Source organism: Undibacterium sp. Tian12W (assembly GCF_049339405.1).
Taxonomy (GTDB): Bacteria; Pseudomonadota; Gammaproteobacteria; order Burkholderiales; family Burkholderiaceae_D; genus Undibacterium.
The window spans coordinates 157,779-175,291 of record NZ_JBMPPK010000008.1 but is presented as its reverse complement, the minus strand read 5'-3'; the positions used below and the strand labels follow the sequence as shown (position 1 = coordinate 175,291).

The 17,513-nt window shown below is 47.9% G+C and carries 18 protein-coding genes; 1 reads left to right on the top strand and 17 read right to left on the bottom strand.

Features of this window, described 5'->3' with window-relative positions:
• Positions 1-131: 131 nt before the first annotated feature.
• The 3 genes from ACO0LI_RS12085 to ppsA all read right to left on the bottom strand — a co-directional run bounded on the left by ACO0LI_RS12085 (position 132) and on the right by ppsA (position 4,317).
• Entirely contained in the window at positions 132-1,082 is a 951-nt protein-coding gene (locus ACO0LI_RS12085; protein WP_110253544.1) for an SPFH domain-containing protein, read from the bottom strand.
• A 60-nt stretch (positions 1,083-1,142) separates the two neighbouring features.
• Positions 1,143-1,637, bottom strand: coding sequence for an NfeD family protein (locus tag ACO0LI_RS12080; protein ID WP_423032753.1), 495 nt, complete (start codon positions 1,635-1,637; stop codon positions 1,143-1,145).
• A gap of 262 nt (positions 1,638-1,899) precedes the next feature.
• On the bottom strand, positions 1,900-4,317 hold the full coding sequence (ppsA, locus tag ACO0LI_RS12075) for a phosphoenolpyruvate synthase (protein ID WP_423032752.1): 2,418 nt from the start codon (positions 4,315-4,317) through the stop codon (positions 1,900-1,902).
• A gap of 242 nt (positions 4,318-4,559) precedes the next feature.
• Here ppsA and ppsR point away from each other — a divergent pair, with 242 nt between their 5' ends.
• The gene (gene ppsR, locus ACO0LI_RS12070) at positions 4,560-5,408 is read left to right on the top strand and encodes a posphoenolpyruvate synthetase regulatory kinase/phosphorylase PpsR (protein WP_422949846.1); all 849 of its coding nucleotides are present in this window, start codon (positions 4,560-4,562) and stop codon (positions 5,406-5,408) included.
• Here the strand turns inward: ppsR and ACO0LI_RS12065 are convergent.
• The 14 genes from ACO0LI_RS12065 to plsX form a co-directional block, all read right to left on the bottom strand.
• The gene (locus tag ACO0LI_RS12065; RefSeq protein ID WP_423032751.1) at positions 5,402-6,199 is read right to left on the bottom strand and encodes a TrmH family RNA methyltransferase; all 798 of its coding nucleotides are present in this window, start codon (positions 6,197-6,199) and stop codon (positions 5,402-5,404) included. The genes ppsR and ACO0LI_RS12065 overlap by 7 nt on opposite strands.
• Positions 6,200-6,805, bottom strand: coding sequence for a ribonuclease HII (gene rnhB, locus ACO0LI_RS12060; RefSeq protein ID WP_423032750.1), 606 nt, complete (start codon positions 6,803-6,805; stop codon positions 6,200-6,202).
• On the bottom strand, positions 6,798-7,049 hold the full coding sequence (locus ACO0LI_RS12055) for a glutaredoxin family protein (protein WP_423032749.1): 252 nt from the start codon (positions 7,047-7,049) through the stop codon (positions 6,798-6,800). The genes rnhB and ACO0LI_RS12055 overlap by 8 nt, the downstream gene beginning before the upstream one ends.
• A 143-nt stretch (positions 7,050-7,192) precedes the next feature.
• Complete coding sequence (locus ACO0LI_RS12050; protein WP_423032748.1) at positions 7,193-8,677, bottom strand: DegQ family serine endoprotease; 1,485 nt, start codon at positions 8,675-8,677, stop codon at positions 7,193-7,195.
• Between the two features lie 12 nt (positions 8,678-8,689).
• Complete coding sequence (locus ACO0LI_RS12045) at positions 8,690-9,634, bottom strand: MucB/RseB C-terminal domain-containing protein (RefSeq protein WP_423032747.1); 945 nt, start codon at positions 9,632-9,634, stop codon at positions 8,690-8,692.
• Positions 9,635-9,708: 74 nt separating this feature from the next.
• Positions 9,709-10,377, bottom strand: coding sequence for a sigma-E factor negative regulatory protein (locus ACO0LI_RS12040; RefSeq protein WP_422949840.1), 669 nt, complete (start codon positions 10,375-10,377; stop codon positions 9,709-9,711).
• Between the two features lie 75 nt (positions 10,378-10,452).
• Entirely contained in the window at positions 10,453-11,055 is a 603-nt protein-coding gene (gene rpoE, locus ACO0LI_RS12035; RefSeq protein WP_422949839.1) for an RNA polymerase sigma factor RpoE, read from the bottom strand.
• Positions 11,056-11,190: 135 nt separating this feature from the next.
• The gene (locus ACO0LI_RS12030) at positions 11,191-11,691 is read right to left on the bottom strand and encodes a protein YgfX (protein ID WP_423032746.1); all 501 of its coding nucleotides are present in this window, start codon (positions 11,689-11,691) and stop codon (positions 11,191-11,193) included.
• Between the two features lie 60 nt (positions 11,692-11,751).
• Positions 11,752-12,993, bottom strand: coding sequence for a beta-ketoacyl-ACP synthase II (gene fabF / locus ACO0LI_RS12025; protein ID WP_423032745.1), 1,242 nt, complete (start codon positions 12,991-12,993; stop codon positions 11,752-11,754).
• 33 nt (positions 12,994-13,026) lie between these two features.
• Complete coding sequence (gene acpP / locus ACO0LI_RS12020; protein ID WP_110253556.1) at positions 13,027-13,266, bottom strand: acyl carrier protein; 240 nt, start codon at positions 13,264-13,266, stop codon at positions 13,027-13,029.
• A 152-nt stretch (positions 13,267-13,418) separates the two neighbouring features.
• On the bottom strand, positions 13,419-14,171 hold the full coding sequence (gene fabG, locus ACO0LI_RS12015) for a 3-oxoacyl-ACP reductase FabG (RefSeq protein ID WP_423032744.1): 753 nt from the start codon (positions 14,169-14,171) through the stop codon (positions 13,419-13,421).
• The gene (gene fabD / locus ACO0LI_RS12010; RefSeq protein ID WP_423032743.1) at positions 14,168-15,109 is read right to left on the bottom strand and encodes an ACP S-malonyltransferase; all 942 of its coding nucleotides are present in this window, start codon (positions 15,107-15,109) and stop codon (positions 14,168-14,170) included. Before fabD ends, fabG begins: the two co-directional genes overlap by 4 nt.
• A gap of 61 nt (positions 15,110-15,170) precedes the next feature.
• A complete protein-coding gene (locus ACO0LI_RS12005) occupies positions 15,171-16,157 on the bottom strand; it encodes a beta-ketoacyl-ACP synthase III (RefSeq protein WP_422949834.1) in 987 nt (328 codons plus the stop codon).
• The gene (gene plsX / locus ACO0LI_RS12000; RefSeq protein WP_422949833.1) at positions 16,154-17,248 is read right to left on the bottom strand and encodes a phosphate acyltransferase PlsX; all 1,095 of its coding nucleotides are present in this window, start codon (positions 17,246-17,248) and stop codon (positions 16,154-16,156) included. The genes ACO0LI_RS12005 and plsX overlap by 4 nt, the downstream gene beginning before the upstream one ends.
• Positions 17,249-17,513: the final 265 nt, after the last annotated feature.

The following is a 17,513-nucleotide window of genomic DNA, read 5'->3' as shown; positions in this document are numbered from 1 at the left end:
TCTTTTTTAAAATTCCGGTTTGTTCCGGACATGCAGCAGCGCTACTGGCATCTGGTAGATGCCAGCAGTACAACGGGGATTTGTGTGGGTAGTGTTACGATAATGAGGAGCCTGTCACACTCCTCATTAGATTAGACGGGTCGTCGCGGCGACTCGATGACGGTAGGTTTTTGAGACTTGACAACTTGCATGGCTGTCGCGATCAGGCCACTCATATCACCCAGGTTAGCTGGAACAATAATTGAGTTATTGGTTTTAGCCAGGTTACCAAATGCACTGACATATTGTTCTGCGACTTTCAGATTAACGGCATCTGCACCACCGGGTGACTGTATCGCTGCGGCTGTCTTGCGGATAGCTTCTGCACTGGCCTCTGCAATCGCCAAAATAGCTGCCGCCTGACCTTGTGCGCGGTTGATCGATGCCTGTTTTTCACCTTCAGATTTGGCTATCGACGCTTCACGCTCACCTGTCGCAATATTGATCTGCTCTTGCTTGCGGCCTTCTGACGCAGCGATCAATGCACGTTTTTCACGCTCAGCAGTAATTTGCGCCTGCATCGCATGCAAAATTTCTTTTGGTGGTGTCAAATCCTTGATTTCATACCGCAAGACCTTGACACCCCAGTTGGCTGCAGATTCATCAATCGCATTCACGATCGTGGTATTGATGTGGTCGCGCTCTTCAAAGGTTTTATCCAATTCCATTTTACCGATAACAGAACGTAAGGTGGTTTGCGCCAGTTGTGTGATCGCCGCAATATAGTTTGAAGAACCATATGAGGCGCGCATGGCATCGGTAATCTGAAAATATAAGATACCATCTACCTGCAACTGCGTATTGTCCCTGGTGATACAAACCTGCGGCGGTACATCCAGTGGGATTTCTTTCAGTATGTGTTTATAAGCGATGCGATCAACAAAAGGCACCACGATATTTAAGCCTGGCCCCAGCGTGGCATGATATTTACCCAGACGTTCCACTACCCAGGCATGCTGTTGTGGTACGACATTGATGGTCTTGAAAACAAATACCATTGCCAACACTAATAAAACCAGAGCGACGCCACCTATATTTTCCATATCCTTACCTTTATTGTTATTTAGACTGTCTTGTATCGATCTATATTGATTTTTGTACTGCTATGAAGGTTTCACTATCAAACGGCTACCTTGTATTTCTTCAATCACATAAGCACCGGGATAGCCTACCGAGTGCTGTAATTCCACATCCCACATGGCACCGCGATACATGGTTCTCGCGGCAAACTTGCCATTACCTAATTCTTTCCATTCATTGACTTGCAAGGTTTGACCGATATCCATATTCACATTCGGGTCACGGGCTGCATTGGCATTTTCTTTCCAGCCGTATTTACTCTTGTGCAAAGCCGCAGTCGCAAGCGCGCCAACAACAGCCGCTACGATCATTTGGCTTTCTGTACCCAATTGAAAAACAGCAGCAACAGCCCCTGCCACCAGACCAATTGAAATCATCAATAAGTAAAACGTACCCGTGAACAACTCAAATATCACGACTACGCCAGCCAGTATCATCCACATCATCCATCCGCTCATATTCTTATTCTCCTTATCAATTTTTGTATTTATAAATTCTGCTACTTTTGCATTTTCCACGACTGGCTTATATTTTTCATCGGTAATCGCCGTAGAAATTTACCCACAAAAAAGCCCCCGTTACCTAGCGTGGTAACGAGGGCTTTTCCAGGAATTTTGTTGAAGTATTGATTTTCTTTTTCTTTAGTTTCGACAAGGGTAGTCTAGTCTTAATTTTAAAATATACAAGGGTCTCAATCAATTTATGTTGCGGCGCACCAACAAGAAAAAACGGGAATTCTTTTGCAAGAAATTCCCGTTTTTACTTCAAGACCAAAACTATTTATTTTCCAACCGCGGCCAATTTCTGCCAGGTATCAATCACAGAATCAGGATTCAGGGAAATTGATTCTATTCCTTCTTTCATCAGCCATTCAGCAAAGTCAGGATGATCAGATGGGCCCTGGCCACAGATACCAACATACTTGTCGAGTTTGCGGCAAGCCGCAATGGCGCGTGACAGCAAGGCGCGCACTGCAGGATCACGTTCATCAAAATCTGCAGCCAGCAATTCCATACCAGAGTCGCGATCCAGACCCAGGGTCAACTGCGTCAAGTCATTGGAACCGATAGAGAAGCCATCAAAGAATTGCAGAAATTCTTCTGCCAGAATTGCATTCGATGGTACTTCGCACATCATGATCAGGCGCAAGCCATTTTCACCACGTTTGAGGCCATTTTTTGCCAGCAGGTTCACGACTTTTTCAGCCTGGCCCAAAGTACGTACGAAAGGAACCATGATTTCTACATTGGTCAGACCCATCTCATTACGTACACGTTTCATTGCCTGGCATTCCATTTCAAATGACTCGGCAAAATCCGGTGCCAGATAACGCGCAGCGCCGCGGAAACCCAGCATAGGATTTTCTTCATCCGGCTCGTAGCGTGATCCACCTATGAGCTTCTTGTATTCATTCGATTTAAAATCAGACAAGCGGACGATGACTTTCTTGGGCCAGAATGCAGCAGCGATAGTCGCGATGCCTTCTGCCAGTTTATCTACATAAAAAGCTCTTGGAGAGGCATGTCCACGGGCAACAGATTCCACTGCTTTTTTGAGGTCAGCATCAATATTCGGATATTCCAGTATTGCCTTTGGATGTACGCCGATATTATTGTTGATGATGAATTCCAGACGTGCCAGGCCCACACCTTCATTTGGTACTGACTGGAAGTCAAATGCCAGTTGAGGATTGCCGACATTGAGCATGATTTTCAAAGGCAGCTTGGGCAATTCACCACGCAACTCTTCAGTGATTTCAGTTTCCAGTAAACCATCGTAAATCTTGCCTTCATCACCTTCAGCACAAGAGACTGTGACCAGGGTGCCGTCTTTCAGTACATCAGTCGCATCTTCACATCCAACGACAGCTGGCACACCCAGTTCGCGGGCGATGATCGCTGCATGGCAGGTGCGGCCACCGCGGTTGGTGACAATCGCGGCAGCGCGCTTCATGACGGGTTCCCAGTTGGGGTCTGTCATGTCGGCAACCAATACGTCGCCGGGTTGTACCCTCTCCATCTCGGATGGGTCATGAATAACGCGTACGCGGCCTGCGCCTATCTTTTGACCAATCGCACGGCCAGAGGCTAATACTGTGCCGCTGCCTTTGAGTTTGAAGCGCTGCTGCGCATCAGTGGCCTTTTGCTGGGATTTAACTGTCTCTGGACGAGCTTGCAGGATATACAGCTTACCGTCACGGCCATCCTTGCCCCATTCGATGTCCATAGGGCGACCATAATGTTTTTCGATGATGGTCGCATATTTGGCCAGTTCTACTACTTCAGTGTCATTCAGGGAATAACGGTTGCGCAATTCCACTGGCACATCGACTGTTTTGACCGAGCGGCCAGCCTTGGCTTCACCAGTGAATTCCATCTTGATGAGTTTGGAGCCAATATTACGGCGGATAACTGGCAATTTACCCAGTTCCAACATAGGTTTGTGGACATAGAATTCATCAGGATTAACCGCACCCTGCACTACGGTTTCGCCAAGGCCATAGCTGGACGTGATAAACACTACGTCCTTGAAACCGGATTCTGTATCTATCGTGAACATGACGCCAGCAGCACCCAAATCGGAACGCACCATGCGCTGCACACCAGCAGACAAGGCGACTTCAGCATGGGTAAAGCCTTTATGGACACGGTAAGAAATTGCCCTGTCGTTATACAGTGAGGCAAATACATGCTTCATTGCCTCCAAAATATTGTCAATTCCGACAACATTCAAGAAAGTTTCTTGCTGACCTGCGAAAGACGCATCAGGCAAATCTTCTGCCGTAGCTGAAGAACGCACGGCGAATGACATTTCAGCCGTAGAGTCAGAAACCAGCTTGTTGTAGAACTCTTCTATCCCTGTCAGCAAGCGTGGCTGAAATGGCGTGTCGATGATCCATTGACGGATATCTGCACCGGCTCTTGCCAGTTCCTTGACGTCGTCGATATCAAGCCCCTCAAGACGGTCGGCAATGCGTTTTTCCAGTGGTAAACCGCCATCAACACTATGCGTCAGGAAATCGCGAAAAGCTTGTGCCGTGGTGGCAAAACCACCAGGAACCCGCACACCGGCAGTTGCCAGCTGGCTGATCATTTCGCCTAAAGAAGCATTTTTCCCGCCGACGGATTCAACATCCGTCATGCGTAAATGCTCAAACGAGGCAACATAAGTTGCTTCAGTAATTGCTGCGTTGGACATAACAACCTCTTTTTGATGGTAAGAAATCTTTGCTGTTCCATGCTATTTAAAGCCGTGCTGCTTCGTATCCCGCTATTTTTTTGTTATTCTTGAGGCGAGCTACGCTGGACATGCTGTTGCAGCATTTTACATTGTGTCCTGCAAGATTTATCTAAACGGAATAAGAATTTGCAGTCTTTTTTGTTTCTAAGAGTACAAATATATTTCGTCCAGTCTATTGTCATTATTCATATAAAACTATCATGTCAGATACTCCCCAGCAAGCACGGCCTGCAGCTAACCGTACCGTCTTTTTCGTCTCTGATGGTACTGGCATCACTGCGGAAACCTTCGGTCACTCGGTATTGACGCAATTTGACCTCAAATTCAAGCAAATTCGCCTGCCTTTTATCGATACGCTGGAAAAAGCCCACGAAGCCGTGCGCAAGATCAATGATGCCTATACGGCTGAAGGCAATCGCCCCATCGTCTTTTCCACACTGGTCAAAGCTGACCTCGCTGGCGTTGTTTTTAAATCCAAGGGCTTGCACATGGATTTGATACAAACCTTTGTGTCACCACTGGAACAGGAATTGGGTGTCAAATCCACCCACACCATAGGGCGCAGCCACAATATTACAGACTCTGAAGAATATAAAAACAGGATAGAAGCCATCAATTTCTCTTTGGCACATGATGATGGTCAGTCCAACAAGAATTTATCAACGGCGGATGTAATACTGGTGGGCGTGTCGCGCTCAGGCAAAACGCCAACCACGCTGTATCTGGCGATGCAATATGGTATCAAGGCCGCAAACTATCCTTTGATTCCTGATGATTTTGAACGAGGCAAGTTGCCATCGGCATTGCCTGAATTTAAAGGCAAGATTTTTGGCTTGAGTATTGCGCCTGAACGTCTGTCAGAAATTCGTAATGAACGTCGCCCCGGCAGCAAATATGCTTCCCTGGAAAACTGCCGCTATGAAGTCAACGAGGCGGAGCTGATGATGAAGCGCGAAGGCATACGCTGGCTGTCATCCACTGCAAAATCGATAGAGGAGATTTCGACCACGATTTTGCAGGAAATTAAATCTGACGTACGGATTTACTGATTTTTTGTCGCCAACTGCTGCCGGACTTGCTCAAAAAAGCAGATTGCGGCACTGGCGGCTACATTCAGTGACTCTATCGCCGCTTGCTGGGGTATGGTCACTGTGCTTGTAGCCATGGACATCAATTCAGGTGAGACGCCCTGCCCTTCATGACCAAACAGCCAGACTACTTCCTGATTCAAATTACTTTGATAGATAGTCTGCCTGGTATGAGAACTGGTGGCCAGCACTGGTATCGTGGCTTTACTTAACAATGCTGGCAAATCGACATTTTCAAAAATATTCAGTAAGAAATGTGCCCCCATACCTGCACGCATGACTTTGGGTGACCAGGCAAATGCGGTACCGGGGCTGCAAAATACATTTTTTATACCCGCCGCCGCTGCGCTGCGCAGGATGGAGCCGAGATTACCAGGGTCCTGCAAATTATCCAGTATCACAGAAGAGGCCGCCAGGGCCGCTGGAAATTCAGGTGCTGGCGTGGCAATGATAAACATAACACCTACGCCATGCTCAACCTGGCTTAGCGCCTTGTACAAGGCATCCGGCAGGCAAATGCATTGCGTTCTCTGTTGCTCGCTTTGCGCCAAAACAGCGGCCACCTCGGCATGATGCAGGCTGCTTTCTGCAACGATGCAATACTCTGGTGCACCCAGATGCTGGAAGTAGGCTTCACACAGATGCACGCCATCAAGCAAGGTGCGACCGGCCTTGCGCCTTGCCTGCGAACTGGTGGCAAGCTGTTTGAATTCCTTGTAGAGAGGATTGTCGCGGGAAGTAATCGATTTCATTTATTTGAGTAAAGCTTTCACAGGCGCATAAGACTTTCGGTGTATCGGCGATACACCATGTTCACGCAAACGCTCCAGATGCAAGGCTGTAGGGTAGCCCTTGTGCTGATCCAGCGCATATTGAGGGTAGGTTTCATGCAACTGCATCAAGACATGGTCACGGGCAGTTTTTGCGAGTATAGATGCGGCCGATATTGCCGCTACCTTGTCATCGCCCTTGATGATGGCTTCTGATGGAACTGGCATGACCGGGCAACGATTGCCATCAATCAGTGCCAGTGTTGGTGTGACAGACAGGCCTTCAACTGCACGGCGCATGGCCAGCATGGTCGCCTGCAGGATATTGAGTTCATCAATTTCCTGTTCAGAACATTCAGCAATACACCAGGCCAGCGCATGTTCCTTGATTTCTACCGCCAGCAGCTCACGTTTTGCTTCGCTGAGTTTCTTCGAATCGCGCAAGCCTGCAATCGGGCGATTTGGGTCGAGGATCACAGCTGCAGCCATGACAGGGCCGGCCAATGGCCCCCTGCCCGCTTCATCCACACCACAAATCACTTCATTTTCATAATCAAACAGAGATAAACCAGGTGTCAGGTCATGCATGGAAAAAGGCTTTCAGTGCTGCGGGGTCTAAGTAATAGTGGCAAATTCTTTGCTGGCTCTGGCCTTCTTTCTGGCCTACTAGGACGGGCACCAGCTCATCATACAAGGCCAGCATCTCATCATCCTGATCGACATCGACCACCTTGACGGTGAAGCCATATTCAGGGCTATAGGCTTGCAGTTGTTCGAGCATGTCATCGCAAAGATGACAATAACTGCGTGAATAAAGGGTAAATTGAATCATCATTCCTGCCTAAAGTGGTTGAGATTGCTAACATCATGCGCGTATTGCATTCTCCATGCCTGCATTATAAGTCGCCAATATCAGACCTACAAAAGAAAAAAGGCCACCTGCATTGCAGGTGGCCTTCAATTTACTTGAAAAGTTTATTGACTTGCAGGACGCACTGTCACGAACTGAGATACGTCGCCACGCTTAACCAAAAGTAAAACTTGTTTCTTTTGATCAACTTTCGCTATAGCAGCTGTGAATTCCTTGGCGTCTTTAATATCTGAATTACCGATACGTATGATGATGTCGCCAGCTTGGAGGCCAGCACGGGCAGCGCCACCTTCGACATTTTCAAGTATCACACCGCCGTTGACATGAGCATCGCGCTTCTGCGCTTCTGTCAGGTCAGTCACTGTCAATCCAAATACATTGGCAGCGGATTCATTTTTTTGTTTTCCTGTTTTTGCGGGCGTTTTTTCTGCCTCCACTTCAGCAACAGTCACCACTATATCTTTTGCTCCACCTCTCCGCCATACAGTCACTATTGCCTTGCCGCCAGGTTTTATGTCACCAATAGCACGATTCAAATCAACTGCTTTTTCAATGACGGCACCGTTAACTTTAATAATCACATCACCAGCTTCAATGCCAGCCTTTTCCGCTGGAGAACCCGGCATGACGCGCTGTACAGATGCACCCTGCCCTTTCGGGAGATTCATACTTTCAGCAACGTCTTTGGCTACATCAGCATGCTGAACACCAAGGTAACCACGTACAACCTTACCGATAGATTTCAATTGCTCAACGACACTCATGGCATCATCGATAGGAATAGCAAATGAAATACCCATATAACCACCAGAACGGCTGAAAATTTGGGAATTAACACCAATCACCTCGCCACGCATATTGATAAGCGGGCCACCAGAATTACCTGGATTAACAGCCACATCGGTTTGTATATGACGCAGGAAATCACCGGTGTCCCGCGCTTTGGCTGAGATAATGCCAGCAGTCACTGTGTTTTCAAGATCAAAGGGTGAACCGATGGCAATCACCCACTCACCTGCCTTGATTTTATCGGAATCACCTATGGTGACGCGGGGCAATTTGTTTCCGTCAATTTTCAAAACCGCTATATCTGTACGGCGATCAGCGCCAACAACTTTTGCCTTGAATTCACGCTTGTCTGTCAGTTTGACATAGACTTCGGAAGCACCCTCAACTACGTGCGCATTAGTTAAAACATAGCCGTCTTGGGAGATAATGAAGCCAGAGCCGATACCGCGTGGCACTTCTTCCTCTTGTTGCTGAGGCGCCTGTTTGCGGTTTTTCGGCGTGGGCTGCTGTTTTGGGGTTGGCATCGGCACACCAAAGAAGCGGCGTAAAATCTCAGGCATCTGGTCATCTCCAGCAATGCCGCCATTTTGTCCAGCCGGAACTTTTTCTGTGGTCCTGATATTCACAACAGCCGAACCGGATTTCTCGACCAGTTCAGTAAAATCAGGCAAGCCAACTGTAGATGCTGCCTCTGCCACTGGGTTGGCATTGATTGCAGTCGGCGCTATAAAACCCACGCAGGCACTCAAGACCAGGGTGGAAGCAATTTTTTCAATTGGAAAAAGTTTATTCGCTTTCATGGTGTCATTCGCTTATTTAGGTTTAAATTCAATTGAGTTCATTACTTGCCGGATTGCGGTGGCTGGCACTTCACCCACGACTGTAAGCCAGTATTCTGCATGGCGCTTGCCCATAATGGTCATGGCGCCTTGTTGCAAACTGCCTTCAGTACGGTTTTCACTATCCGGTTCAATAAAAACGGAAATCGCTGCCAGGCCATCAGAAAAAATCATTTGCACTACCTGGTGCGATTTGATCGCTGTTCCATCGCTGTTTTTTGCATTGCCGGCAGCGGGGATCAGCCGTTTCATCTCTCGGGTTTTCTTGAAACCGGCTGGCAGAGATTTCACAACCCATCCTGAATGAATATTGGATTGCACCGTCAGATTTTCAACCTGCCACTGTGCAGTATTTTGAAAAGTAGGTCTTACCCTCTGCTTGTCGATGTCGCCAATAGTCAGTTGAGTAAAAGCGATTTGCTCTATGACTTCATTTTTGGTATTGACCGTTTGCGCACGCAGCAGCAAGCCAGAATTTTTTTCTACGCAGAGTCGATAACCATAGCGAAAGCCATCACGGGGGTCCAGCAAGTATGTCTGGCAATCAATACCTGCCACGCGACTGAGATCAGCTTTTTTTATGGCGTAAGATTCTGGGAGAGATTGCGCATTCGAGGTCAGCAAGGCGGGGAATACTTCTTGTGTCGCATTTTTCTCTATCTGCAGGGTTTTGCTGTCAGGGAGATAGCAGGTTACTTCTTCGTTTTTTCGCAAATATTCACGAGGTTGACCATCAAGAATTTCCAGTTTTTCGAGTTCATTATTCCCATCAAGAACATGAGTGATTCTGGAAGTTCTGATTTGATTGGCCTGCTGATAAACAAAAGTACCTGAGTAATTCATTTTCTGTGCTGAGGATTGCATTTTACGCAATACACTATGCACTTCACGCTTATCGTCTATCGTGTCTTGTGCCATTGCTGGTGCCCATAAACCAAGCAGGCACGCAGACCCAGCCAATGCGATATTAAAACGCCATACGCACATCATATTTATTTTTCCGCAGCAGATGAAACAGCGTTAGCGTGTGTAACGTATTGCGCTCCGTTATTGATGGCAGGAGAAAAACGCTGATGCGCCATCAGATAGCTGTCAATTCTGGGATCGCGCAACATATCCAGTTCTGCGACTTTTTTATCGCTGCCCTGTGCGAGCTGGGCAGGCTGACTGGTCTGCTCATTTGCTGCCAGGGTATTGGCGCTCTGGTTGTTGCTATGATTGGCTAGCTGCACACTACCCGGGTTTGTCGCTCTACTGCTGATCTGAATCGCAGCATCAGGCTTAGTCTGAAAGGACTGCAATTGCGGGATCATGATAAAAGCAAACACCGCAGCGGCCGCCATACTGGCCACGGCTGCATAAGTGCCCAGGAACTTGTGTTTTCTTTGCTTATCCTGAGTGTCTGTTTTTTGCATGGCGCGTGGTGCCAGGATGACGGGTTCAGCATTCAATTTTGCAGAAAACCGCTGAGAGAAATCAGCACTGAAAGTGACCGCCAATTCTTCTGAACGCAGCACATCGCCGATCTGGTGATAAATTTCCCATGCATCCTTGCTTTCTGCTTCATTTAAACTCGCAAGCAGGGAATCCAGCTGAGCATCACTCAATTCGCCATCTGCCATGGCTGAAATGCTCTCATGTTGATTTGTGCTTTTGTTCATCATTTTCACCTTTTACCACTATTTTTAAATTCGTTTGCACTACTTTTCATTTGGATACAGACTTTGCCCCGTGCTTTACCAGCGTTGTTCCAGTGTCGTACCCAACAAGGGTCGCAATTTCTCTGCTATCGCTTCTCGCGCCCTGAATATTCTGCTTCTGACTGTCCCTATCGGACATAGCATGACTTCTGCAATTTCATCGTAGCTCAAGCCTTCTATCTCGCGCAGGGTGATTGCATTACGCAATTCTTCCGGCAAGGTGGACATGGCCAAATTGACGGTCTCAGCTATCTGTTTGCTCGCCAGTAAGGATTCCGGCGTATTAATATCTCTTAGCCCATCTGCATCAACAAAGGACTCAGCTTCATCCACATCAGATTCTGTTGATGTGGGGGCTCTGCGCCCTTGCGTAACCAGATGATTTTTCGCCGTATTTACCCCGATACGGTATAACCAGGTATAAAAAGCCGATTCACCACGAAAATTCGGTAACGCCCTGTACGCCTTGATAAATGCTTCCTGTACTACATCTTCCGCTTCTGCGTGGTCATAGACGAGCCGGGACACGAGCCGCATTAATTTCCTTTGATATTTGGAAACCAGAAGCTCGAATGCTTTTTTGTCACCACGCTGGACGCGCTCAACCAATAGCTGATCAATTTCGCGTTCTGTCGTCACTCATTCATTCCTAGATTTGCATGGGAAGAGAAAAGCCCGCCCCAAATGCATGTTATTACCGTCAACATACGCGATTTATATACTGTCAGAGTCCGCATGATTCCTAAAAGTTCCTCGGCAGAAGTAAAATTCACGTCAATTCGCCTGATGTTGACTAATCCATATCAAGCTCACTCTTAACGCCTGGAATGCAGCAGGGCTCAATGAATCTGGCAGTATAAGCAACTTATGTTCCTTGCCAGCTTCATCGAGCAAAAAAATTGATAAAAAGTATGGCCAAATACGGGTTTTGTGACTTAAACGCACATTCAATCCCGTTAGTGCCCCTGTTTCCATCAACTGCATATCTGTTTTCACATTTCTTGTCATTTTTTGCTGGGGCAGCAAATGCAAAATTATTTCCCCCGTTGCAGAAATACTCAGTTGCCGGCTTTGTTGCATACGCCGCCAATATCTGAAAACAAGGCAGCAACTGCTGCAAAATGAACTGCTGGCAATCAGGCAAATAAAAACCAAAGGTAGTGCCTTGTAGCTCAATAAAAGCCAGATACTCAAATGCACTAGTGTCAGCATGCAAAAGCATGCCAGCAGCAGCCCTCGTGAAGCACGGGTATTGATATGTAGCGCTATCGTCATGGCAAAAAAAATGGCACTTCATTCCATCAGAAATGAAGTGCCAGGACTAATTATTTAAAATCAGACTTTTGCAAATATCAGCGTGCCATTCGTTCCGCCAAAACCGAACGAATTTTTCATCGCATAATCTATGCGCATATCACGTGCAACATTTGCACAATAATCGAGATCACAAGCCGGATCCTGATTAATGATATTCATGGTCGGTGGTGAAACCTGGTTGTGCAGAGCGAGAACCGTGAACAAGGATTCCAGACCACCAGCACCACCCAGCAAATGCCCTGTCATCGACTTGGTCGAATTGATGGTCATTTTGTAGGCATGGTCAGCAAAGGTCGCCTTGATCGCATCCGTTTCGTTCTGATCACCAATGGATGTGGATGTACCATGCGCATTCAGGTAACTGATTTGCTCAGGATTGATCTCAGCATCTTTCATGGCATTGATCATGCTACGGCGCGGGCCATCCATGGTCGGTGTAGTGATGTGATAAGCATCACCACTCATGCCAAAACCTATGACTTCGGCATAGATCCTGGCACCACGCGCTTTGGCATGTTCATACTCTTCCAGTACCATGACACCTGCGCCTTCACCCAGAACAAAACCATCACGGTCTTTGTCCCACGGACGAGAGGCTGTAGCAGGATCGTCATTTCTGGTAGAGAGTGCCCTTGCCGAAGCAAAACCACCCAGACCCAGAGGAGAAATCGTTGATTCGGCACCACCGGCAATCATCACGTCAGCATCGCCGTATTCAATCATGCGGGACGCAGAACCGATGCAATGCAGGCCTGTCGTGCAAGCCGTGACAATGGACAGATTAGGGCCCTTCAAACCATACTTGATCGACAGATTGCCAGAAATCATATTGATGATCGAAGCCGGAACAAAGAAAGGGCTGATACGACGTGGTCCACGCGCAATCAAGGTTTCCTTAGTCTCTTCTATCAATGGCAAACCGCCAATACCTGAACCTACGATGACGCCAATACGCTCTGCATTTTCTTCGGTGACGACAAGACCAGAGTCTTGAAACGCCTGCATCCCTGCGGCAATGCCGTAGTGAATAAAGGTGTCCATATTGCGCGCTTCTTTTGCCGGAATATAATCCTCGACATTGAAGCCCTTCACCTCACCTGCAAAATGCGTAGTGAAAGGAGTTGCATCAAATTTGGTAATCGTTGCGATGCCGGATTTACCTGAAGTGATGGCACTCCAGGCATCTGCAACAGTATTGCCGACTGGCGAAATACAACCGAGCCCGGTTACAACGACTCGACGTTTAAGCGAACGACTCAAGCGCTTCTCCTGGATTTGAAAAAATTCGACTAATTAAGCCTTCAGATGGGCTTTAGCGTAGTCAATCGCTTGTTGAACAGTAGTGATTTTCTCAGCTTGTTCGTCAGGGATTTCCATTTCGAATTCGTCTTCGAGTGCCATCACCAGTTCAACTGTGTCCAAAGAGTCTGCACCCAAATCATCTACGAAAGAAGATTCGATTTTGATGTCAGCTTCAGCGACGCCCAGTTGTTCAGCGACGATTTTCTTAACGCGTTGTTCGATATCGGACATGTGTGTCTCCAGTGAAAAAATCAAAAAAATAAGGGCCTACAGAAAGGTGCGCGCATTTTAGCAGGTTTGTGAGCAAAAAAAGCAAGCCTCTGATCCCCGGCAACAACTCCTGCTATTTTCGTCGAAGTTGCCTATAAAAATCAACAAAATGATTAGGCCAGGTACATCCCGCCATTCACATGCAGTGTCGTTCCTGTGATATACCCAGCATCTGGCGATGCCAAAAACACGGTTGCTGCGGCAATATCTTCCGGACGACCGAGTTTGGCGAGTGGAATTTGCTGCAAAATGGCCGCTTTTTGGTCTTCATTCAAGGCTCTGGTCATGTCAGTATCGATAAAACCAGGGGCAATACAGTTAACCGTAATATTGCGACTGCCTATTTCCCTTGCCAATGCACGGCTCATGCCTGCTACACCGGCTTTGGCAGCAGCATAGTTCATTTGCCCAGGATTACCAGAAGAGCCCACGACAGAAGTAATATTGATGATACGGCCATGCCTGGCCTTCATCATGCCACGCAATACAGCGCGCGATAAACGTGCGACGGAAGTCAGATTGGTCGTGATAACGCTATCCCATTCCTCTTCTTTCATGCGCATGGCCAACTGATCCTGAGTAATGCCGGCGTTATTGACCAAAATGGACAAGCTGCCAAATTCTTTCTGGATTTCATCAACCAGACTGGAAGTGCGCTCTACGTCATTAACATTGAAAGCCACACCCTTGCCTGAGCCCGGCGCCAACTCTTCCAGATAAGCAGTAATTGCCGCCGCACCAGATTCCGTCGTCGCCGTACCGATGACTTTAGCGCCTGCCTTGGCCAAGCCAATAGCGATTGCCTTGCCTATGCCGCGGGATGCACCAGTAACCAGTGCCACTTGATTTTCTAATTGTTGAGTCATTTCAAGAGTTCCAATACTTTTTCCAAACTTGCCTGATCAAATACAGTGTCGCCGGTCAATTCTGACTGAATACGCTTGGTCAGGCCGGTCAAAACCTTGCCCGGACCGCACTCAATCACATGCGTGATGCCATCGGCATGCATCTTGTTAATGGTTTCTACCCAGCGTACCGGGCTGGCTGCCTGCCTGACCAGCGCATCCTTGATAGCCACAACATCGCTCAGAATGGCAACATCGACATTATTAATCAATGGAATTGCCGGCGCAGCAAATGGAATGCCGGCCAGATAGTCACGCAACTTGTCTGAGGCAGGCTTGAGCAAGGATGAATGAAAAGGCGCAGACACTGACAAAGGCAAGGCGCGCTTTGCACCTTTTGCTTTGGCAATCTCGCAAGCACGATCTACCGCAGTCTTACTGCCGGCAATGACCACTTGTGCTGGCGCATTGAAATTTACGGCCTCAACTACTTCACCCGGCACTGCAGCCATTGCCTCAGCACAGGCAGCCAGCACATCCTCATCCGACAACCCCAGAATGGCAGCCATGCCGCCCTGCCCAACAGGCACGGCATCTTGCATGGCTTGCGCACGAAAGCGCACCACAGGCACGGCATCTTTAAACGCAATAACGCCAGCAGCTACCAAGGCGGAATATTCCCCCAGGCTATGACCAGCCACCAGCTTGGGTGCAGCACCACCTGCGGCGATCCAGGCGCGGTAGCAAGCTACGGCTGCAGTCAACATGACAGGCTGGGTATTGGTAGTCAGGTCCAGTGCTTCTTTTGGGCCTTCATTAATCATTTTGCCCAAATCCAGTTGCAGCGCATCAGATGCTTCAGCAATGGTTTGTTGCACGACAGGATTATCAGCAAAGCCATTCAACATGCCTATCGCTTGCGAACCCTGCCCTGGGAATACAAATGCAAATTGCGTCATTTCTTATCTCAAATGTTTATTATTGATTGTTTGATTCTTTTTAATTCTTTTGCTGAGCTGCTTACATCTTGACGATGGCCGCACCCCAGGTAAAGCCACCACCCACACCTTCCAGCATCACTGTATGACCAGGCTTGACCCGGCCATCACGCACCGCTAGATCCAGTGCCAGCGGTATCGACGCGGCAGAGGTATTGCCATGCTGATCAACCGTGACGACTACTCTATCCATAGGCATGCGCATTTTTTTTGCGGTGCTTTGCATGATGCGTATATTTGCCTGGTGCGGTATCAACCAGTCGATCTGATCTGTCGTCAGGCCAGCGATTTCCAGTGCCTCATTAGCGACTTTTTCCAGCAAATTGACTGCGAGCTTGAAAACGGCCTGTCCATCCATATACAAAAATGCACTGCCCTCAACTACGCCACTCTGGACATTGCCTGGTACGCATAAAATATTGGCATAGCTGCCATCCGCATGCAATTTGGTCGCCAGAACACCCGGCTCATCCGAGCGCGACATGACGATTGCGCCGGCACCGTCACCAAACAGTACGCAAGTAGTGCGGTCTTCAAAATTCAGGATGCGGGAAAATACCTCAGCACCAATCACCAGCACGTTTTTATGGTTGCCCGCCTTGATCATGCTATCGGCAATGGACATGGCATACATAAAGCCACTGCACACAGCCTGCACGTCAACAGCTGCCGCACCATTGGTGATGCCCAGCTTGTTTTGCACTACGCATGCAGTACTAGGGAAGCCGCCGAGAAAATCAGGGGTTGAAGTAGCCAGCACGATCAGATCAATATCATTGGCCTGCATCTTGGCAGCATCCAGTGCAAGCTTTGCAGCTTCCACTGCCATATCACTGGTCGCAACAGAAGGCTCGGCATAATGACGGAAGGAAATCCCGCTACGGGAAAATATCCATTCATCCGAAGTTTCTATGCCCTTCGCTGCCAGTTGATCCGTTAATTCCTGATTACTTACTTTTTTGGGAGGCAAATAACTGCCAGTCCCTATAATTTTGCTATAGAAAGTCATGCGGTTTTCTGTACCAAGAGTTCATTATTGTCTGGAGCAACTATTCCGGCAACTGCCTCAGCCTCAGCCATAGGCATCAATTTTGCCATTGAAGTTGCAATGCGTGACAATACATCATTTTTCGCGGCATCGAATGCGCGCTGTATTGCCCACTCATAACTATACTTGTCTGCGCTGCCATGGCTTTTAAATACCAGTCCACGTAAGCCTAGCAAACTGCCGCCATTGTAGTTGGATGGATTCATGGTGCGCGAGATGGATTTCAAGGCACCACGCGCAAATATGGCGCCCAGCATATTCAGGGGATTGCTCTTGAAGGCTGCCGTCAGGGTAATTTTTACAAAACGCCCCATGCCCTCCGCAGCTTTCAGGGTGACATTACCGACAAAACCATCACAGACGACGATATCGGTCGTGCCTTCAAAAATATCATTACCTTCGACATTGCCATAAAAATTCAACAAGCCACGTTCGTGATCGGCACGCAGTAATTGGGCGGTTTTTTTGACGACATCATTACCCTTGATATCTTCTTCACCCACATTCAGCAAGCCTATGCTCGGTTTATCTTTGCCTTCCAGCGCAGATACCAGGGCAGAACCCATGATGGCAAACTGATGCAGATGCAAAGGTTCGCAATCGACGTTCGCACCCAGATCCAGCATGTAAGTGGGGAGATTTTTTTGATTTGGCAAGATACTGCAAATTGCCGGACGGTCAACGCCTTGCATGGTTTTCAGCACATAGCGGGAAACCGCCATCAATGCACCAGTATTGCCTGCAGAAACACAGGCCTGGGCAGCGCCTTCCTTGACCTGGCTGATGGCGACACGCATGGAAGAGTCTTTTTTGCGGCGCAAGGCAACTTCTATCGGGTCATCCATCTCCACCACTTCTGTGGCATTGATAATTTTTAAACGTGTATGGCCGCTGGCATGGAGCTTCTTCAACTCGGCCTGAATGATAGATTCAGAGCCCACCAGGAGAAATTCGACATCAGGTTCGCGATTGGCAAAAGCAACGGCTGCTGCCACTGTAACTGCCGGGCCATGATCTCCGCCCATGCAGTCTATGGAAATTTTAATTGTCATGTAGTGGTACGAAACTTCAATCTGAAACAGCGAGTGTATCAAACCGGAACAGACATCATCCCGAATTAATTTTTCAAAAGCAGGATTATCTCAAAAATTCAAAGACTCACCGACAACAATTCAATCAAAAAAGTAAATTAAGGGTTCGCTTGATTCTGCAAGAGTGAAATAGACATGCAGCAGACAAGTTATTTCAGAAGGTTAACGCAAAAAAGCGGCGCCAAGTCAGAGACTCGTCACGCCGCTTCTTTACCAGGAACAGAGA